Origin of the sequence: Nonomuraea sp. NPDC050022 (assembly GCF_044460705.1) — a bacterium.
Taxonomy (GTDB): domain Bacteria; phylum Actinomycetota; class Actinomycetes; order Streptosporangiales; family Streptosporangiaceae; genus Nonomuraea.
Window position 1 is genome coordinate 416,810 of record NZ_JBITKE010000003.1, and the last position, 18,969, is coordinate 435,778.

General features: G+C 70.0%; 15 protein-coding genes and 1 tRNA gene. 9 read left to right on the plus strand and 7 right to left on the minus strand.

Annotated features, from left to right (window positions below):
* The first annotated feature begins 73 nt into the window (after positions 1 to 73).
* From ACIBO2_RS13320 to ACIBO2_RS13350, 7 genes are all read left to right on the plus strand, one after another.
* On the plus strand, positions 74 to 2,524 hold the full coding sequence (locus ACIBO2_RS13320) for a serine/threonine-protein kinase (protein ID WP_397297086.1): 2,451 nt from the start codon (positions 74 to 76) through the stop codon (positions 2,522 to 2,524).
* A gap of 113 nt (positions 2,525 to 2,637) precedes the next feature.
* Positions 2,638 to 4,272, plus strand: a complete 1,635-nt coding sequence (locus tag ACIBO2_RS13325; RefSeq protein WP_358540243.1) for a serine/threonine-protein kinase — start codon at positions 2,638 to 2,640, stop codon at positions 4,270 to 4,272.
* Positions 4,273 to 4,295: 23 nt separating this feature from the next.
* Complete coding sequence (locus tag ACIBO2_RS13330; protein ID WP_358540241.1) at positions 4,296 to 5,651, plus strand: hypothetical protein; 1,356 nt, start codon at positions 4,296 to 4,298, stop codon at positions 5,649 to 5,651.
* Between the two features lie 76 nt (positions 5,652 to 5,727).
* Positions 5,728 to 6,870: a DUF2510 domain-containing protein gene (locus tag ACIBO2_RS13335; protein ID WP_397297089.1), complete on the plus strand. Its 1,143-nt coding sequence runs from the start codon at positions 5,728 to 5,730 to the stop codon at positions 6,868 to 6,870.
* A 70-nt stretch (positions 6,871 to 6,940) separates the two neighbouring features.
* The gene (gene orn / locus ACIBO2_RS13340) at positions 6,941 to 7,534 is read left to right on the plus strand and encodes an oligoribonuclease (protein WP_358178208.1); all 594 of its coding nucleotides are present in this window, start codon (positions 6,941 to 6,943) and stop codon (positions 7,532 to 7,534) included.
* A 66-nt stretch (positions 7,535 to 7,600) separates the two neighbouring features.
* A tRNA-His gene (locus ACIBO2_RS13345) sits at positions 7,601 to 7,676 on the plus strand.
* Between the two features lie 156 nt (positions 7,677 to 7,832).
* Positions 7,833 to 8,060: a response regulator transcription factor gene (locus ACIBO2_RS13350; RefSeq protein ID WP_357956073.1), complete on the plus strand. Its 228-nt coding sequence runs from the start codon at positions 7,833 to 7,835 to the stop codon at positions 8,058 to 8,060.
* Positions 8,061 to 8,149: 89 nt separating this feature from the next.
* On the opposite strand, the gene ACIBO2_RS13355 is transcribed toward ACIBO2_RS13350, so the two are convergent.
* On the minus strand, positions 8,150 to 9,757 hold the full coding sequence (locus tag ACIBO2_RS13355; RefSeq protein ID WP_397297091.1) for an IS200/IS605 family accessory protein TnpB-related protein: 1,608 nt from the start codon (positions 9,755 to 9,757) through the stop codon (positions 8,150 to 8,152).
* Between the two features lie 637 nt (positions 9,758 to 10,394).
* Between ACIBO2_RS13355 and ACIBO2_RS13360 the strand changes: the two genes are divergently transcribed.
* The gene (locus ACIBO2_RS13360) at positions 10,395 to 11,165 is read left to right on the plus strand and encodes a helix-turn-helix transcriptional regulator (RefSeq protein ID WP_358540236.1); all 771 of its coding nucleotides are present in this window, start codon (positions 10,395 to 10,397) and stop codon (positions 11,163 to 11,165) included.
* Between the two features lie 80 nt (positions 11,166 to 11,245).
* Here the strand turns inward: ACIBO2_RS13360 and lat are convergent, their stop codons facing one another.
* The 4 genes from lat to ACIBO2_RS13380 all read right to left on the minus strand — a co-directional run bounded on the left by lat (position 11,246) and on the right by ACIBO2_RS13380 (position 15,451).
* A complete protein-coding gene (lat, locus tag ACIBO2_RS13365) occupies positions 11,246 to 12,532 on the minus strand; it encodes an L-lysine 6-transaminase (RefSeq protein ID WP_358540234.1) in 1,287 nt (428 codons plus the stop codon).
* Between the two features lie 76 nt (positions 12,533 to 12,608).
* On the minus strand, positions 12,609 to 13,142 hold the full coding sequence (locus tag ACIBO2_RS13370; protein WP_358540232.1) for an HdeD family acid-resistance protein: 534 nt from the start codon (positions 13,140 to 13,142) through the stop codon (positions 12,609 to 12,611).
* Between the two features lie 85 nt (positions 13,143 to 13,227).
* Positions 13,228 to 13,875 carry a hemolysin III family protein gene (locus ACIBO2_RS13375; RefSeq protein WP_358540229.1) on the minus strand — a complete coding sequence of 216 codons (648 nt, stop codon included), beginning with the start codon at positions 13,873 to 13,875 and terminating at the stop codon, positions 13,228 to 13,230.
* A gap of 109 nt (positions 13,876 to 13,984) precedes the next feature.
* A complete protein-coding gene (locus tag ACIBO2_RS13380) occupies positions 13,985 to 15,451 on the minus strand; it encodes a penicillin-binding transpeptidase domain-containing protein (RefSeq protein WP_358540227.1) in 1,467 nt (488 codons plus the stop codon).
* A 95-nt stretch (positions 15,452 to 15,546) separates the two neighbouring features.
* On the opposite strand from ACIBO2_RS13380, the gene ACIBO2_RS13385 reads away from it, so the two are divergent.
* A complete protein-coding gene (locus ACIBO2_RS13385) occupies positions 15,547 to 16,392 on the plus strand; it encodes a fused MFS/spermidine synthase (protein WP_358540224.1) in 846 nt (281 codons plus the stop codon).
* A gap of 80 nt (positions 16,393 to 16,472) precedes the next feature.
* Here the strand turns inward: ACIBO2_RS13385 and ACIBO2_RS13390 are convergent, their stop codons facing one another.
* Together ACIBO2_RS13390 and ACIBO2_RS13395 are read right to left on the minus strand one after the other, a co-directional pair.
* Positions 16,473 to 17,165, minus strand: coding sequence for a response regulator transcription factor (locus ACIBO2_RS13390; protein ID WP_358540222.1), 693 nt, complete (start codon positions 17,163 to 17,165; stop codon positions 16,473 to 16,475).
* Positions 17,158 to 18,900 (minus strand): histidine kinase, encoded by a 1,743-nt coding sequence (locus ACIBO2_RS13395; protein WP_397297096.1) that lies wholly within the window; start codon positions 18,898 to 18,900, stop codon positions 17,158 to 17,160. Before ACIBO2_RS13395 ends, ACIBO2_RS13390 begins: the two co-directional genes overlap by 8 nt.
* Positions 18,901 to 18,969: the final 69 nt, after the last annotated feature.

The window sequence follows — 18,969 nt, forward strand, 5'->3', positions numbered from 1 at the left end:
GAACCACCTGGCAAACTTCTCTCCTTGATCACACGTCTCATCAGGTGGGCCCAACTCCTGATGGGGGATGGCGATGGAGTGGAACGCTCCTGGTTATACGGAGATCAAGCAGCTCGGGGCGGGCGGCAGCGGCCGAGTCGTGCTCGCGGTGCACGATGAGACCGGCGTCAAGGTCGCGATCAAATACCTCTCGCAGCGGTTACTCAGCGACCCGGTGGCCCTGGCCAGGTTCCAGTCGGAGGCGCGGCTGCTGACCACGCTGCGCGACCAGAACATCGCCACGCTGTGGGAGTACATCCAGGACGGCTACGGCGCGGCCATCGTGATGGAGCTGGTCAACGGCGTGTCCCTGCGGGCGCTGCTGCGCGAGCACGGGACGACGGGGCCGGAGGCGGCCCTGGCCGTGCTCAAGGGCTCGCTGCTCGGCCTGGCCCGAGCCCACTCGCACGGGCTGGTGCACAAGGACTACAAGCCCGAGAACGTGATCGTCCGCGACGACGGGGCCAGCAAGCTGGTCGACTTCGGCATCGCCGTCCAGCAGGGGACCGCCTCGCGGGCCGAGGGCACGCCCCCGTACATGGCGCCCGAGCTGTGGGAGAACATGCCCGCCTCGCCCGCCACCGACGTGTACGCGGCGACGGCGGTGTTCTTCGAGTGCCTGACCGGGCACCGGCCCTACCGGTCGACCGAGCCGAGCGTGCTCGGCTACCAGCACATGCACGCGCCGATCCCGGTCCACGACGCGCCCGAGCCGGTGCGCGAGCTGATCACCCGCGGAATGGCCAAGGACCCGGCCGCGCGGCCCGTCAGCGCCGCCGCGTTCGTCATCGAACTGGAGGCGGCGGCGCGGGCCGCGTACGGCGAGGACTGGGAGGAGCGCGGCAGGCGGCGACTGGCCGGGCTGGTGGCCCTGCTCGCCCTGCTGCTGCCCGTGCCCCAGACGCCTCCCGCCGAGGTCACGACCTCACTGGCGCAGACCGTCTTCCGTACGACGCTGCGTACGGCCAAGCACAACGCGGCCCGGCTGGCCATGGGCGTGGGAGTGCTCGCGGTCGCGACCATCGCCGTGATCGTCGTGCTGTCGAGCCGCGACCAGGCCGTGGAAGTGGCCCTGGCGAGGCCCTCGCAGTCGCAGGGACCGGCCGAGGAGGGCTCACCGCCGGCCACACCGGTCACGCTGAGCCAGCCGCCCGAGGAGTCCCCGGTCGACCTGCCCCGCGACCAGCCGACGGCACTGGCCGTAGCCTCCCCCAGCCCCAAGCCGCACACCGCCGAGCCCGTGGTGGCCACCTCGCCACCGACCACCAAGCCCGCGCCCACTCCCAAGGTCACTGTCACCAAGCCTGTTAAACCCACACCCACAGTCACCAAACCCGGCAAGCCCACGCCCACGCCTGGTAAGCCCACGCCGACCAAGACGCCTAAGCCGCCCAAGACCATCACGCCGACGCCGGTCGTCACCGTGACCACGCCGACGGTGACGCCGACGCCGGTCCCGGTGACCTCGGTCGCGGGGCTCACGCTCGGCGGGCTGACGTTCAACGACGACAACGTGGCCGGCTCCACGCTGTCCATCCGCACCACCGGCACGGGACGGGTCACGGCGACCGCCGCCTGGTCCGTGGGGGGCGTCGGCGTACGCAGCCAGACTCTGCGGCTGAGCGGCGACCGGTCCTATGACCGCGCGCTCAGCTACACCGCGGACGAGCGCCCGTGCGGCAAGACCGTCACGCTGGCCGTCACCACCTTCCCCGCCGCTCCGGGCGGGGCGCGGACGGCCACGGTGAACGTACCGCCATGTCCCACGCGGGTGACGGGCCTGCGGGCCTCGCTCGATCTGGCCGCCTCGCCGGGCCGTACGGCTCAGGCCCGGGTCAGGGTGACCACAAGCGGTACCGCCGAGGTGCCCGTCGAGGCCGCGTTCGCGCTGAACGGCGACCAGGTCGCCACCCGCTCGGCCACCCTGTCCGGCCGGACGGCCTACTCGCGGACGTTCACCTACGCCTTCAGGTCCCGCCCGTGCGACACCACCGTCTCCGTCGTGGTCCGCGCGGGCGACCGGACGGCCACCGCCCGGACCAGGGTGACCTGCCCGCCGAGCGTGCGGAAGGTGTCGATCGTGCGGGCCTCGCTCAGCCCGCGCGGCCCGGCCACCGCGGTCGTCGCCGTGACCACCGACAACGACCAGCCGGTACGGCTCAGCGTCGCCTTCTCCCTGGGCGGCCGGATCGCGCACACCGAGACCCTGACCCTGTCCGGCGACACCTCCTACACCAGGACCGTGAGCTACACCTTCGACAAGGTGCCGTGCGGCACGTCCTGGCTCGTGACGGCCGCCACCCGTCCCACGGCGGACAACGGCGGCGACAGCTCGGGCGGCAAGACCGCGGCCTGTCAGGAGGACCCGCCCACGGACGACGACCCACCCAAGGACGACCCGCCGAAGGACGACCCCACGAAGGACGGACCGAAGACCCCGGCCCCCGACACCCCTTCGGACGACGATTCGGGCACCATTGGTTGACCTCCGGATTCATACTGTGTCCGGACATTAACTGTGGGAAAGCGGTCGCCTCTGGTTAAGCTACGGTCCGTCTGATGAGGGTGGGGGCCCAGAGGACCGCAGAGGGAGACCGCATGTACGACGACCATGGTCAGTGGGTGGTCCCGGGCTACACCGAGATTCGCGAACTCGGCGCGGGATCCGCCGGGCGGGTCGTGCTGGCCCGACGGGACCATGACGGCGTGGAGGTGGCCGTCAAGTACCTGTCCGACGAGCTCCGGTCCGACGTCGGCTTCGTGGCCCGGTTCCGGCACGAGGCCCGGCTGCTGGGCACCCTGCGCAGCCCGCACAACGCCCGCCTGATCGACTATGTCGAGAGCGGCGGGGGCGCGGCCATCGTCATGGAGCTCGTCAACGGGGTCTCCTTACGGGAGCTGCTCAGGTCGGAGGGTCCCACGGGCCCGGAGGCCGCGCTGCTGGTGCTCAAGGGCTCGTTGCAAGGCCTGGCCGCGGCCCACGCGATCGGCGTCGTGCACCGCGACTTCAAGCCCGAGAACGTCATGGTCCAGGGCGACGGCTCCAGCAAGCTGGTCGACTTCGGCATCGCGGTCAGGACCGGCGAGGACGCGAGCGCCGCCGGCACCCCGCCGTACATGGCGCCCGAGCAGTGGTCGGGCGCCTCCGCCGCACCGGCCACCGACGTGTACGCCGCCACCATCGTGTTCTTCGAGTGCCTGACCGGCACCCGCCCCTTTCGCTCGCCCAACCTCGCGGCGCTGGCCCGCCAGCACCAGAGCTCGCCACCGCCCATCGAGGAGGTGCCCGGCCCGCTGCGGAACCTGGTCGAGCGCGGCCTGGCCAAGAACGCCCTCGACCGCCCGCCGTCCGCCGAGGCGTTCCTGACGGAGCTCGAAGCGGTCGCGACCAGGGCGTACGGGTCCGACTGGGAGGAGCGCGGCAAGCGCCGCCTGGCCCGGCTGTCCGGCCTGCTGCTCATGCTGTTCCCCAGCCCGCCCGAGGTGCCGGCCGAGACGCAGACCTCGCTGGCCGAGACCCGTTTCACCGAGCCGCGCGGGCTGCTGAGCAGGCTCTCCACGAAGATCGTGGTCGGCGCCACCTGCACGGGCCTGCTGATCGGCGTGGCGATCGTCCTGGTGAAGACGATGTCCGCCGAGCCCGCCCTGCAGGCGCAGACCTCGCAGGTGACGCCCACCACGGCGGCGCCGGAACCCTCCGCCGCGGCCGAGGAGGAAGAGGAGCCTTCCGAGGAGCCCACACCGACGGCGGAGGAGACGACGCCGGAGCCGACGACGCCGGCGAGCACCGCGCCACCGCCCGTCACCAGCGCGACGCCGAAGCGGACGCCGACGCCCACGCCGACCCGCAAGCCCATCAGGACCGTGAAGCCCAGGCCGTCGAAGACCGCGATCAAGACCCCGCCCGCGGTCGAGTCGGCCGAGCCCGAGTTCACCGGCACGGTCGACAACCCGCCGTCGGGAGCCACGGCCGCCGCCACGAAGGCGCCCACGACCGCGCCCCCGACCGTCCGTCCGACGCGTACCCTCAGCAGCCCGGCCCCCTCCTCCGACCCGCCGAGCAGTCCCGGTAGCGGGGAAGGCAGCGGCAGCGGCAGCGGGGAAGGATCCACGCGGACTCCGTCACCGCAGGACGGCGCCCTCCTGGGGCTCGTGCTGGTGACGTCTGGCGCGCTTCCGGTCACACTTGCGGTTAAGCGCCGTATGGCGGGACGACATCGGAGAAAGCGTTAGAAAGGCTTCGGGGGGCTACGGCGATGGACAACCCGAGAAACGGTATCGCCGGCTTCCGGCTCACCGAGCACACCTGGAACACCGAACTGGGCAACTGGATCGACGCGATCTCACCCGACGGACGCCGGGCCGGGGCCCTGCTGTTCGACCCGAAGATCATCGGGCTGCCCGGGGTGCGCGAGCGCGTCGTGGCGACGGTTCTGACCGACCAGCGGCTGGTCCTGGGCGGGCTGGCCGGGCTGATCCCCGTCGCCGACGTCGTCGCGGCGGGCGAGCAGGTCTGGCTACTCACCGCGCAGGCCGTGAGCCCGACGCTGTCGGACCTGCTGGCCTCGGGGGCGATCGACGCGAGCGGCGCGGCGGCCGTACTGGCGGAGACGGCCCAGACCCTCCTCGCGCTGCACGCGGCCGGGGTCACCCACGGTTCGGTGCATCCCGGCTCGGTGGTCATCACCGCCGAAGGCGCGGCGCTGCTGTCGGAACGCGGCTTATCCGACGCCATCCGCGGCCAGGTCTCCCCGCCGGAACGGGACGTGGCGGCGTGGGCGTCCCTGGCGCGGGCGCTGGCCGCCTCGGTCACGCGGAGCGCCCCGCGCGCGGCGGCCCTGTTCGAGCGGGCCGCGGTCACCACGACGACGCACGGCCTGGGTACCGCCAGGTCCGTCGTGCTCTCCGAGCCCACGGCGCTGCCGGGCGGGGCGATCAGGCACGATCAGCTGGCCCAGGCGGCCCGTGGCAGGTCGGCGTTCGCGCATCCTCCCGTGGAGGCGCAGCCGCCGCTCGACGAGGGCGACATCATCACGCTGCTCGCCGTTCCCAGCCCGCATCAGACGCCGGTGCACTTCGGGCCCGGCGTGAGCTCTGAAGTAAGTACGGAATCGGCCCAGGCCGGCACCACGGCCGAACGGATCTGGCGTGAGGGCCGGGAACAGGTCGGAACGGTCCAGCGCGGTGGCAAGCCGGGTAAGGCGGCACGGGCGAGGCGGCGCCGGACCATCCTCTCGGCGATACTGTTCGCGGTCATCATGGGCGGCGCGATCCTGGCCTGGCTCAAGCTGAGCGGCGCGCCGGAGCTGGCGATCAAATCGATCGACGTCGTGGCCCCGAAGAAGACGCAGGGCTGCGACAGCGCCGTCGTCGTCACGGGCAAGATCGTGACGAATGGTGAGGCGGGCGAGATCAGCTACGAGTGGCGCAAGAACCTGGACAAGGAGGTCGTCAAGCAGACGCTCCAGACGACCGCCGACCAGACCTCCTACACCGTGCCCCTCCGGTGGACGCTCAAGGGCAAGAGCACCGTCAAGGCCACGGCCACGCTGCGGGTGCTGTCTCCCGGCCCGCTCAGGACGGACAAGGCGAGCTTCACGTACAAGTGCTGACCCCTGGGCGCTGATCTTGAGCGTTGGTGCCGAGCCAGCAATGCATATCAAAGCTGTTGTTACTACGCTGACGAACATGACCACGCAGACCCCCGCGGGCTGGTACCCCGACCCGTACGGATCGCCCCAACTCCGTTGGTGGGACGGCGGCCAGTGGACGGACGCCACCCACCCGCTGGAGCAGGGGGCGTCACCGCAACAGCAACCGCCGTCCGGACCGCAGCAGCAGTCGAGCCCCGACTGGTCCGCCACGCCGGCGAATCCGACGCGGCAGTTCGGGCAGCCGACATACGGACAGGCCGCGTACGGGCAACCGACGCAGGAACAGCCCGCGTACGGGCAATCCACCCAGGGCCAGCCCTCTTATGGCCAGCCCCCGCAGGGCTCTTATGGGCAACCTGGTCAAGGCTCGGCCCCCTACGGGCAGGGGCAGTGGGGTGACACGCCGCTGCCCGGCCCCGGCTACGGTACGCCGCCGAAGGAGAGCAATCCGCTGCCGTGGGTGTTCGGCGGTCTGGCGGCGCTGGTGGTGGTCGGCCTGATCGTGGTGGCCGGGATCTTCTTCGTCAACCGCAACACCGACGGCACCCTCGCCTCGTCGCCGACGCCCAGCGAGACGGAGCAGCTGCCGCAGCAGCAGGAGACCACCGAACCGCCACCGAGCGTCACAGAGCTGCCACAGCCCCAGGACGGCCGCATCACCGACCCGCAGGCCAACCTGTCGTACCAGGTGCCCGAGGGCTGGAAGGTGCCGGCCGCCGGTTCCCTGAACGGCAGCGACCCGTCCCAGCAGGCCTGGTCGAGTGGCGTGGGGGCGACCTCGCAGGAGAAGTACAACGGCAAGGACGACTGGAGCGGCAACGTCTACACGGGGCTGCTCAACAAGCAATACCCCTACACGGGGACGGACGGGCTGGGTGACACGGCCAAGACGGTGTTCGTGGACTTCGCCGAGTACTACCCGGTTGCCCACACCAACAAGATCATTCAGGACAAAGCACTCAAAATCGGCGATAAGTCCGCCTGGGTGCTCCAGTTCCAGCTCGACTTCTCGAAGGAGTCGAAGGCCAAAGGTTACAAGTGGAACAAGGAAAACGGCGCGATCGTGGTGATGGATCGCGGCGCGGGCCAGAGCCCAGCCCTCGTATACGTGTCAGTTCCGGACAATTTGGGCACCGACGTGGTCGAGAAGGTTCTCAGCTCGCTCAAGCCCGCGTAACCGGTGGCACTAGGCTGGTGGGGTATTCAGGCGGGCGGATGGCTCCGAGCCGCTTGGGCGAGGAGATCGAATGAGTGACTTGCTGGTCTGGATCGACTGCGAGATGACCGGGCTCGACCTGGGTCGCGATGCGCTCGTCGAGGTGGCGTGCATCATCACCGACAGCGAGCTCAACCAGCTGGACGAAGGCGTCGACGTGGTCATCAAGCCGCCGCCCGAGTCGCTGGAGCAGATGTCGCAGGTGGTCCGCGAGATGCACACCGCCTCGGGGCTGCTGCCCGAGATGGCGGGCGGGGTGACGCTGGCGGAGGCGGAGTCGCTCGTGCTCGACTACATCCGCCGCCACATCCCCGAGCCGAAGAAGGCGCCGCTCTGCGGCAACTCCATCGGCACCGACCGCACGTTCATCGCGCGCGACATGCCCGTGGTCGATGGCTATTTGCACTACCGGATGATCGACGTGTCGTCGATCAAGGAGCTGGTCCGCCGCTGGTACCCCCGGGTCTACTTCGCGGCCCCGGAGAAGCAGGGCGGACACCGCGCTTTGGCCGACATCACGGAGAGCATCAGGGAGCTCCGCTACTACCGGGCGGCCATCTTCGTCGGCCAGCCCGGCCCCGATTCGGCCACCGCCAGAGCGGTCGCCGAGCGTGTCAGCGGCTAATCGAGTGGCGTAAAGACTCCCGAAGAACGCTACACTTTTCCTGTGCCGCCACGTCGGCGGCCAATGGTGGGTGTAGCTCAGCTGGTAGAGCGCCAGGTTGTGGTCCTGGATGTCGAGGGTTCAAGTCCCTTCACTCACCCCATGCACGCGGCCGGTCCTTCGGGACCGGCCGTTGTCGTTTTTCTACGGCAACGTCCCCAAAACATGACATTGCGAGTTATGCTCGCTGTCTACCGCTTACGCCGGATGCGCGGGGGCCTCGGCGATCTGACCGTCTGCGCGCGCCCCCGGAGGCCGGATGAGAGTCGAAGACGCAGCGTTCGATAGCGTGTTCACGTCCCTGAGCAAGCGCGAAACCGAGGTCATGGACCTGATCGCCACTGGGCAGTCGAATGGGCAGATCGCGCAGCGGCTGTTTCTCAGCGAGAAAACGGTCAAGAACCATGTCAACCGCATCTACGCCAAGCTCGGCGTGGACTCGCGCGTCACCGCGATCGGCCTCTGGCAATCCCGCCCCCTGCCCTGACCAGGCGATCTCGCGCGTTTCGCCGTAACGGGCTGTCTCGCCTAGCGGGTCAGCTCACGTAGCGGCTCGGCCGGCATGGGGCACCGTTCCTAAACAGTGAACGTGAGTTGCACTGGCGCGCCCCGAACGGTGTTAGGTGCGCTGGTTGCCCGCGTTCTGGCCGTATCCGGGCCCGGCGCATCGTGTGCGTGGTCCGGTGTGCGGTGGCGGGTTTCCTCACGCCTGGCGGCACACGGTTCGGCCTGGACGCTCCGATGCCCCACACGATCGCTCTGGTCATATGGGGGCGGTGGCGTCCGTCGCCGGATCGGGTGCTGCTGGGCGCGTCGTGCGATGGCCACGGCGGCGGCATCGTGGCGGGTGGTCTTGCGTGTTTGGCTGGTCAGGGGGTGCTGCCAGTGCTGGGCTCCCCATTTGGAGGTGTAGGCGGGGTCTACCGCGATGACGCTGATGCCGATCGTCTGGGCCATGGAGGTGAGCCGGGCGCGCAAGCGGCCGGTGGGTATGCCGGAGATGAGCTGCCGGAACCGCTTGCGGCCGTGTTTCTCGCGGGTCGTCTCCTGCGCGAAGTCGAGGTCTTCGATGGCGATCGCCGTCACGTGGCACGAGCGTGCCCAGTGCAGCAGGCGGGTCAGGGCGTGCCGAACCTGGGCGTCACGGTGCCCGGCACTGCCGGTCAGGTCGTAGCCGAAGCGGCGCGGGTTGCCGATCGGGTTGCCGTGCACGTCCAGCCGCCAAGCGGCCAGATGATCGGCGTTGGTGTCCACCCCGATCACCCCGCCAGCCAGCGCCGCCCGCAACGGGACCGCCACGGACGGCTGATGCTGCCAGGAAGCGGTCAGGTACCAGCGACCCCGGGTCACGTCCAGGTGGATGCGGTAGGCCACGGCCCGGTTGGCGTCGATGCGGTCGGCCCACTCCTGGCCGCGGTGTGCCAAGCACACCCTGGCGGCGAGCACGTAGCGGCCGTGGGCGGCGTTGGCCAGGTGAGCCAGCGGGGCCGGGAGTTTGATCGAAACCTCGCCGTCGGGGGTCAGACGGATGGTCTCGTTGCCGTAGCGCTTGCCCGACTCGCCATCGGCCTGCAGAAACCACCGCTCGGCCTCCCACCGCTCGCGCCACTGCGTTTCGCTGAGATCGGCGGCGGCCAGGTGGTGACGGGTGTTGAGCAGCCGCTTGCCGCCCCGCACGATGTGCACCCGCCCAGCCTCGAAGTCGGCCCGCTCCCGCCGCAGTCGGTCGCTCAGCGCGTGCAGGCGGCGGGTTTTGGCATGCCACTCCTGGCTGCTGCGGTAGCCGCCCGGCGCCTTCTTCGAACCCTTCGCGCCGATCGGCTGAGACAGCCGGTGTGTGATTGCCGCGATGCCCGCCTCGAGGGAGTGGATGTGGGCCGCCTGGCAGCGGCGGGCCAGCGCCCACTGGTCATGGCTGGCCTTGGTGATCGCCCCCGCCCAGCGCGACGTCGACTCCGGCGTCAGCTCCCGCTTACGCTCCGCCCACGCCTGAGCCGAATGCCCCAGCCCCGCACGACAACGCACCGCCAGATCCCGCGAAGCCAGCACACCCAGATGCGCCCCCACCCGGCGCAACACCTGCTCATCGCGCGCCGTCAAACCCTTGAGCCGATCACGGACAGCCACCCCGGACGGCCCGGCAGCCACGAACGACGCCGCGATCGGCCGCAACCCCTCAGCCATCCCCGACCGCCCCCAGCACTATACGAGCCCGGCAAACCCATCGGCCGACCGTCACAATCGCCACCACAGGGGCGGGCGAACCATGCGATCGCCGCATCCACGCCATCACCCCACCGACGAACCCGGATGGCTCGCGACCCACCCCTGAACCGTCACCGACGGTGACCGCTACACTACCAGCCGGGTCGAACATGTGAGCGACACATCAGCCACCCACCACGAGCGCGCCCTCACCACCACACGACCGGCATCACAACCATCGACGCCGACCACGACCGCGCCCACCGGACCCGCCCAGCCGCAACCCCGAGCGCGCTGTTAGGCAACCACGCGAGCCTCCCGCGCATGCCCCATCGACATGCTCACACGAAGATCGAAACACAACGAGAAACAACTCATTCACACTCGTGCACGCTCAACAGCCGACGGTCGCAACCCCCACCCCTGACGTGGCTGAGCTCTGTCCAGGGGGGACGCTCCTCCGGTGGAGGTGGTCGGCCGCCGTTACGAGACGGTGAGACCATCTGAGGGCCATTTGTGAGCCCGAGCCGACCCTCTGATGACGCCCTGCGGGGAATCGTGGTGATTCCCTGCGGGGAATCGTGCTTCATCACCCGCGTGGGCTAGAAAGGGAGGCGTGGAACGATTCGCGAGCGAGTTGCGGCGATGGCGTAGCAGTCGGCGGGTGAGCCAGTTGGAGCTCGCCAACCGGGCCGGCACCACCCAGCGCCACCTCAGCTTCATCGAGCAAGGCCGTTCCCACCCCGGGCGGGCCATCGTCGTGCGCCTGGCCGAGTCACTCGAGCTGTCGCTGCGCGAACGCAACGGCCTGCTGCTGGCGGCCGGCTACGCTCCCGTGTTCCCCGAGTCGGGTCTGGACGACGCCATGCTGCGCCCCGTACGCGAGGCTCTGGACAGCATCCTCGACGGGCACCTGCCGTATCCGGCGGTCGTCGTTCGGCCCTACGGCGAGTTGCTGGCGGCCAACGCGGCCTTCGACGTGCTCACCGAGGGGGCGGCGCCCGAGCTGCTGGAGCCGCCGGTCAACGTGTTGCGGCTCGCCCTGCATCCCAAGGGCATGGGCCCTCGGGTGGTCAACCTCGCGGACTGGGGCCGGCACATCATCGAGAGCCTGCGGGCCGAGCTCCTCCGCAGCCCGGATCCGCGGCTCGACGCGTTCATCGCCGAGCTGGAGTCCTACGTGCCCGACGCGGTGCCGGGAAGCGATCATCTCGGGTTCGCGGTGCCGCTGCGGTTGCGTACCGGCGATACCGAGCTGCGGCTGCTGACCACGCTCACGTCCTTCGCCACCGCGGTGGACGTCACGCTGGCCGAGCTCAAGCTGGAGGCGTTCCTGCCCGCCGACGCCACCACAGCGGCCTTCCTGCGGTCCCGCCACCGCGACTGACCCAGGTCGGCCCGGTGGAGTTTCGGTGAGGCGGCGGCGACGCCCGTGTGGGCGTCGCCGTGTGTCAGGGGCTTGGCGGCCTATGCCCGTGCCATCTGCGGAAGAGCCGTCGAGATGGCCGCGAGGCCGTGTTCCAGGTCGGATTCGGGGATGTTGAGCGCGGGCCTCAGCCGTACCGAACGCGGCCCGCAGGCCAGGAGCAGTACGCCCGCCTCGTCCCGCAGCCGCGTCACCAGCGCGTCGCGCGCGGCCCCGTCGGGCAGGTCGAACGCGCACATCAGGCCGCGCCCCCGGGCGTTGGAAACCAGGTCCGGGTGTTCGGCCTGCAGCTTGACGAGGCGTTCGAGGAGGACGGTGCCGAGCGTGGCGGCGCGCGGGATGAGGTTGTCGCGTTCGACGATCTCCAGGAGGCCGCGCGAGCGGACCATGTCCACCAGCCCGCCGCCCCAGGTCGAGTTGATCCGGCCGCTGACCTGGAAGACGTTGTCGGGGACCAGGTCCACGCGGCGCCCCGCCATGATGCCGCCCACCTGGACCTTCTTCGCGAAGGCCACGATGTCCGGCGCCAGGCCGAGCTGCTGGTAGGCCCAGGGGGTGCCCGTGGTGCCGCCACCCGTCTGCACCTCGTCCAGGATGAACAGCGCGTCGTGCTCGTGACACAGCCGCTGCATCGCCTGCAGGAACTGCGGGCGCATGTGGTTGTCGCCGCCCTCGCCCTGGATGGGCTCGGCGATGAAGCAGGCGATGTCGTGCGGGTGCGCCTCGAAGGCGGCGCGCGCCTGGGCGAGCGCGTGCTCCTCGGCGGCCTCCACATTTCCGAGGTGTACGGCGGGTACGTCGATGCGCGGCCAGCGGAACTGGGGAAAGCGGTCGGTCTTGCCTGGTTCGGTATTGGTCAGGCTCAAGGTGTAGCCACTGCGGCCGTGAAACGCCTTCGTCAGGTGCATGACCTGCGTGCCGAGGTCGCGGGAGCGGCCCGCCGCCTCGTTGCGGCGGCTCTTCCAGTCGAAGGCGGTCTTCAGGGCGTTCTCGACGGCCAGCGCACCGCCTTCGACGAAGAACAGGTGGGGCAGCTCGGGGTCGCCGAGGACACGGGAGAAGGTCTCGACGAAGTCCGCCAGGTGGGCGGTGTACATGTCGGAGTTGGCGGGCTTGTTACGGGCCACCTCGCCGAGAAGCCGGACGAACTCCGGGTCGAAGGGCGGGTTCACGCCGAGCGGCGCGCTGGCGAAAAACGTGTAGAAGTCAAGGTATCGGCGGCCGTTGCCGGCGTCGACGAGCCAGGAGCCTTGGCTGTGCTCCAGATCGAGCACGAGCCGGTAACCGTCGACGAGCAGATGGCGGGCAAGGCGGTCGTGTACGTCCATGTCACCTCCACGTTGAAACCAGACATGGCGTACGTTTCCCAGTTGAACCTATGTCTATGCGGAAAATTTCCTGATTTCAGGTGGCATGGGCGAACTTTTTTACCTCGAACGACAGCACGATCATCGCGATGCCGTACAGGATGGCGAAGATCCCGACCAGCCAGACCAACGTCAGCAGTCCCGCGCCGGGCCAGACGAGCAGCAGGACGCCGAAGACGATGGACAGGATTCCGCCGATGATGAGCATCCACTCGTTCTCGATCACCTTGCGCATCTGCACGCCCGCGACGATCTCCGACGCGCCGCTGAGGATCGCCCAGAACGCGATCACGAAGAGCAGGACCAGCGCGGTCTTGCCCGGCCAGACGAAGGCTATGATCCCCGCCAGGATCCCGAGAATTCCGGAGATGATGAGCCAGACGCGGGAGTCCGTTCCATGCCGGAAGGCGGAGAACACCGAGACGAGCCCGCTGACGATGGCGTACGAGCCGAAGAAGACCACGAGCACGAGCAGCGTGATCGCGGGCCAGATCAGCGCCAGGATGCCGAAGATCACCGCCAAAATGCCGCGGATCAGGACGAGCCACCAGTTGCGTGCGATTTGCTCCATACTGGTGTGATCTCCCGATCGATCACGCAAGCAGCCCACAGCGCGGTCAAAACTCGGTAACCCGCCGCCGTCGGGGCGAAACGCCCTAGACGTGGGAGTAGACCACGATCGACACCGCGATGTACTGGACCAGGTAGGCGGCGATCGTGAACGCGTGGAACACCTCGTGGTAGCCGAACCAGCCGGGGGCCGGGTCCGGGCGGCGCAGACCGTACACGATGGCTCCGGCGCTGTAGAAGACGCCGCCGACGGCGACCAGCACGACGGCGGCCACGCCCGCGCCCGCGAGCAACTGCGGCAGCACGAAGATCGCGGTCCAGCCGAGCGCCAGGTAGAGGACCGTGTACAGCCAGCGCGGCGCGCTCATCCAGAACACCCGGAAGAGCACCCCGGACAGCGCGCCGCCCCAGACGACCGCCAGGACGGCCACGCGGGCGGCCCCGTCGAGCGCGAGGAGCGCGAAGGGCGTGTAGGTGCCCGCGATGATCAGGTAAATGTTGGCGTGGTCGAAACGCCGCAGCGCCTCCGCCAGGCGGGGGCCCAGCGTGCCGCGGTGGTAGGTGGCCGAGATGCCGAAGAGCAGACCCGAGGTGATCGCGTAGATCGCGGACGCGAGACGGGCCTGGAGGGTGGGGCCGAGCGCCACGAGCGCGAACCCGGCGACCAGCGTCACGGGCAACGCTCCAGTGTGCAACCAGCCTCGTAGCCTCGGCTTCGCGGTGATGGTCGTCATATAACCTACGGTACCGTAGGTTATGGCCACGTTGAGGGTGTGGACCCTCGACGAGACGAAGCTCATATCCCAAAAGGGCCTATCCCCAAAGGTCCTATCCCCTAAAGGGTCATATCCCGTTGAGGAAGCGGGCCGCGACCGGCAGCGCGGCGCTCCGGCCCGAGCCGCCGTTGCGTACGAAGACGCTGAAGGCCAGGTCGTCGCGGTAGCCGATGAACCAGCCGTGCTCCCGCCCGCCACCGGCCTCGGCTGTGCCCGTCTTGCCGGACACACCCGCGGGCAGCCCAGCGGCGGCGGCCGTACCGTGGTCGACGACGGCGGCCATCATCTCCCGCAGCGCCGCGATCGTCCTCTCGTCGAGGTCGACCGGCTTGGCGGCCGGGCCGTCGATCCGCTCGACAGCGGCCTTGGACAGGATGCGCGGCACGCGCAGTGTGCCGCTCTCGACCGCCGCCGCGACCATCGCCATGCACAGCGGGGTCGCCTCCACCGTGCCCTGGCCGTAGGAGTCGGCCGCCAGCTCGTCCACGCCGTCGGGAGGGTCCATCCGACCGCAGTCGCCGCCCAGGCCCGTGGCCAGCTTGGCGCCGCCGAACCCCCACTTCACGGCGGTCTCCATAAGATCGGCACCCGATAATCGGCCCACGGTCTCGCGCACGAACGTGGTGTTGCAGGAGTACGCGAACGCGTCGGCGAACGTCACGCGGCCGTGCGCCTGCTCGCCCGCGTTCTTGACGGAGCTGAAGTTCGGGATCGTGTACCTGGCCGGGCAGTCCACCTCCGCCGCCGGATCCAGGCCCGACTCCAGCAGCGCCGCCGCCGTAACCGTCTTGAACGTGGACCCGGGCGGGAAGAAGTCGCGGAAGGCGCTGTAGTTGCCCTCCAGCCGATCGGCCACCGCGAGCACCTCGCCGGTGCTGGGCCGGATCGCGATGATCGAGGCGTCCCGCACCCCGTCGAGCGCCCGCGCGGCCGCCGCCTGCACCGAGCGCGACAGCGTCGTACGCTCCAGGTTCACCTTGGGCTCGACGGTCATGAGCCGCCGCGCCTGCTGTCCCGGCAGGGCAGACTCCAGCGCCCACCCCTGGGCCACCTCGTCGAACTCGGGCTTGAGCTCGGCGAGATAGGACTCGGCGTAGCTGTCGTTGGGGATCTTGTCACCCTCGCTGGTCACCAGCTCGACCGCGGGCCCGTCGAACTCGGCCAGCCGCACCGTGCCCCCGTCCTTGAGCCGGGGGTCCAGCGTCTCCGGCGCCCAGAGCACCTTCCAGGTCCGGTCGCGCACGGCCAGCCGCAACGTACCGCTGAACGGCCACGCCCCGAACTCGCTCAGCGTCCTGCTCCCGGTGAACGGCACCTCGGCCGAGGTCTCCCCCGTGCTCTTCACGGGCCCGGGCCGCAACTGGATGTCCTGAACATGCAGGTCGTCCGAGAACGACCGGTGCCGGGCGATGAAGTCCGCGGGCGGCTGATAGACCAGGATGGCCATGGCCCCCAGGTCTCCCCGCTGCCACGCCGTGAAGTACGCGGCCGAGGTCTGCGCGGCGCTGCCCTTGACCCGCTTGGACACCACCATCGCGAAGACACCTGCACCCACTACCGCAACAACGGCGATAACCAGCACAATCAGCCTTCGTCGTCGCATACGGTTACTCCCAGGAGGGGATCATCGTGGCACGAGGACAGCGGGAGCCGATGCCCGGCCTCTACCCGGTGACGTTCGGCGAGATCGAACTGCTCCGGGACCTGGACAGGCAGGACGGCTGGGTACTGTCCAAGGATGGCGTACCTCAGTCGTACGTTGACTTACAAGACCCTACATATCTGGAATTCGAGTACGTACGGCTTATGGCGGACGTGATCGACCTTCTTCCGGAAGGCGCGCTCGCCTGCGTCCACGTGGGCGGCGGGGCGTGCACGATCCCGCGCTATGTCGCGGCCACCCGGCCAGGGTCCCGGCACATCGTCCTCGAACCCGACGGGCTCCTGGTCAACCTGATCCGCGAGCAGCTCGGCCTGCGGTCCGTGCCGCGGCTGAAGGTGATAGTGCAGGGTGGGCGCGAGGGCACCGCCAAGGTCTGGGACGACTCGGCCGACCTGCTGGTCCTCGACGCCTTCTCCGGCGCCACCATGCCGGTCGAGCTGGCCACGACGGAGTACATGGGCGACATCTCCAGGGTGCTGCGCCCGTCGGGCACGTTGCTGATCAACATGGCCGACGGCAAGGGCCTGGCCTTCGCCAAGCGGCTCGTGGCGACGGTCCAGGGGACGTTCCGGCATGTCGCGCTGCTGGCGGAGCCGGGCGTCATGCGCGGCCGCCGCTTCGGCAACCTCATCGTCGCCGCCTCGCGGGCGGAGCTGCCGATCGACCTGCTGACGCGCCGCGCGGCCGGCGGCCTCACCCAGGCCAGGTGCGTGTACGGGGAGGCGCTGACGAACTTCGTCGCGGGCGCCCACCCGATCAAGGACGGCGACGCGGTGCTGGCCCCGGTGCCACCCCCGGCCGTCTTCGGTTGAGAACCGCGCTCAGGACCGAGTGGCCGGGTCTTGAGCCCTGGGTCCTGGGGCCCCGCTCGGGACCCGGGCCGCCCCCTCGCTCAGACCCCAGTCCGGCCCCCTTGCTCAGGCCCCAGGTAAGCCAGGACCGCGGCGACCCGGCGGTGGACGTCGCCGCTGTTCTCCAGGCCGAGCTTGGCGAAGATGGAGTTGACGTTCTTCTCCACCGACGAGACCGACAGGTGCAGCGCCCTGGCGATGGCACCGTTGGATCGGCCATGTGCCATCTCACGCAGCACATCGCGCTCACGCGACGTCAGCGCCTCCTGCTCGCCCCGCACGTCACGCCTGGCCAGCAGCCCTTCCACCACCTTGGGGTCGATGACCGAGCCGCCAGAGGCAACAGCCTTGATGGCGCCGAGCAGCTCGTCGAGATCGCCCACTCTGTCCTTGAGCAGATAGGCGAACCCCTCGGTGCCGTGCTTGAACAGCTCGAAGGCGAACAGCGCGTCCGAGAACTGCGACAGCACCACGACCCCGACGCCCGGATGATCGGTGTGGACGCGATGGGCGGCGTCGATCCCCTCGAACCCCTGGCGCCAGTCCCCTCCCGGCATCCGGATGTCGGTGATCACCACGTCGGGGCCGAGCCTGCGCGTGGCGTCGACCAGTTCGTCGGCGTTGCCCACCGCGCCGACGACCAGGACCTCGCCCGAGGTCTCCAGCAGCCGCCGGGTGCCCTCGCGTACCAGGTAGTGATCGTCGGCCACGATCGTGCGGATCCGCTCAGGCATCGACCGGCACCCAGGCGTTCATCCGTGTCCCCTCTCCTTGCCCGCTGTCGAGGTCGAGTCCGCCGCCGAGCGCGTCGAGGCGGTCGGCGAGCGTGGCCAGCCCCCGGCGGCCGGCGGCCGACGGATCGAAGCCCTGCCCGTCGTCCGTGACGATCGCACGCAGGCGGCCGTCCGCCCGCGCCAGGCGTACCTCTATCTTGGTGGCGCCCGCGTGCTTGAGCGCGTTGGCCACCGCCTCACTCACGGTGAAGTACATCGCGCCCTCCACCTCGTCGGGGAAGCGCTGGGCGCGCAGCTCCCTGCTCGCGACGACCGTGGTCGGCACCGGCAGCCGGGCGCAGCGCCCCTCCACGGCCTCCACCAGGCCGCCCTGGCTGAGCGAGCTGGGATGGATGCCGGCGGCCAGCTCCCGCAGGTCGTTGAGCGTCTGGCGGGCCTGCTCGCGCAGCTCGGCGAGCATGTCGGGGCCGCCACCGGTGGCGCGGGCCAGCTCCAGCCCGGCGATGAGCGCGACGAGTTGCTGTTGCACGCCGTCGTGGATGTTGCGCTCGATGCGCCGGCGTTCGGCCTCCTGGGCGTAGACCAGGCGTCCGGCCAGCCCGGCGCTCTGGATGGCGAGCCCCGCCGGCACGGCCAGCGCCTCCAGGAGCCGCCGGTCGCCGGCGGTGAGGCGGTCGCCGTCCCTGGGCCCGCACTCGATCCACCCTGAACCGCCCCGCACGGGCAGCGTCAGCGCCGCGGCGCCCTCCTCCCGCCCGGCGACCACGCGGGTGCCGTCGGCGAGCGTGACCGCCGCCCACCTGACCTCCAACCCATCGCGTACGGCCGCCGCGAGCCTGCCGAGCTGCTCCACGGGCTCCGGCGTCTCCTCTAACGCCGTGCCCAGGCTCGTCAGCATCTCGCCCACGGTCGGCCGGACGTCGAACACCACGAGGAGCCGCGAGCCCCTGATACCGATCCTGAGGTCGAGCAGCCGATGCCTGACGACCGCGACAGCGATCGCCACGGGCAGGGACCCCAGCACGGCCAGCACGCCGACCACCCCGGCCAGCGGCGCGGCGAGCCCGACGAGGAAGAAGGAGAGCAGCACGAACCCGGCGAGGTTGACGGTCATTCCCGCGACCATCCAGGCGTACTGGCCGCGCTCACCGCTCCCGCTCCGCCGCCAGCGGGCCACCAGCCCGCCGAACACGACGAGGGTGATGATCCAGGTGACGAACTGACCGACCCCGGACACGAGCCAGGCGACCAGGTCGGCCGAGCCGGCCGACACCAGCTGGCCGGGCGTGGCGGAGGGGATGAGGCCGATCATGAGGTTGCCCGTGAAGTGGACGGCGATCGCCACGGCCCCGATCCACGCGACGGGCCGCCAGCGGCGCGACGGCAGCCGGCCCTCGGGGAACAGCAGCGGGACGAAGATCCACAACAGTCCGTAATAGACGGGGAAGACCGCGACCAGCACGCGGACGAGCACCGGTGCCACGTCGAGCGTGCTCAGCCCGACGCCGAAGGTGCTCACACCCAGGCAGACCGCCGTGGCCAGGAGCAGCCAGACATAGGGGATCCGCGGGCGACGGACCGCCAGCAGCCAGCCGAGTGCCGGCAGGACCAGGCCGATGACGATGTACGCCCACTCCGTGGGAGGGGCGGGCAGGCCGCTCCCCAGCAGCGTCCCCGCCGTCACACCTGCGGCCGCGATCACCGCGAGCAGCCCGGCCACCAACCTGGAACTCATAAGGCCCCATCGTCGCGGGGGCGGTGGGCTGCGTCTATGCGGATAACCGCACATCCGGTGCGGTTATCC

Coding starts and splice junctions, on each gene's coding strand:
- ACIBO2_RS13320 (WP_397297086.1), top strand. CDS start 74: ATGGAGTGGAACGCTCCTGGTTATACGGAGATCAAGCAGCTCGGGGCG.
- ACIBO2_RS13325 (WP_358540243.1), top strand. CDS start 2,638: ATGTACGACGACCATGGTCAGTGGGTGGTCCCGGGCTACACCGAGATT.
- ACIBO2_RS13330 (WP_358540241.1), top strand. CDS start 4,296: ATGGACAACCCGAGAAACGGTATCGCCGGCTTCCGGCTCACCGAGCAC.
- ACIBO2_RS13335 (WP_397297089.1), top strand. CDS start 5,728: ATGACCACGCAGACCCCCGCGGGCTGGTACCCCGACCCGTACGGATCG.
- orn (WP_358178208.1), top strand. CDS start 6,941: ATGAGTGACTTGCTGGTCTGGATCGACTGCGAGATGACCGGGCTCGAC.
- ACIBO2_RS13350 (WP_357956073.1), top strand. CDS start 7,833: ATGAGAGTCGAAGACGCAGCGTTCGATAGCGTGTTCACGTCCCTGAGC.
- ACIBO2_RS13355 (WP_397297091.1), bottom strand. CDS start 9,757: ATGGCTGAGGGGTTGCGGCCGATCGCGGCGTCGTTCGTGGCTGCCGGG.
- lat (WP_358540234.1), bottom strand. CDS start 12,532: ATGGACGTACACGACCGCCTTGCCCGCCATCTGCTCGTCGACGGTTAC.
- ACIBO2_RS13370 (WP_358540232.1), bottom strand. CDS start 13,142: ATGGAGCAAATCGCACGCAACTGGTGGCTCGTCCTGATCCGCGGCATT.
- ACIBO2_RS13375 (WP_358540229.1), bottom strand. CDS start 13,875: ATGACGACCATCACCGCGAAGCCGAGGCTACGAGGCTGGTTGCACACT.
- ACIBO2_RS13380 (WP_358540227.1), bottom strand. CDS start 15,451: ATGGTGGTGTCCAAGCGGGTCAAGGGCAGCGCCGCGCAGACCTCGGCC.
- ACIBO2_RS13390 (WP_358540222.1), bottom strand. CDS start 17,165: ATGCCTGAGCGGATCCGCACGATCGTGGCCGACGATCACTACCTGGTA.
- ACIBO2_RS13395 (WP_397297096.1), bottom strand. CDS start 18,900: ATGAGTTCCAGGTTGGTGGCCGGGCTGCTCGCGGTGATCGCGGCCGCA.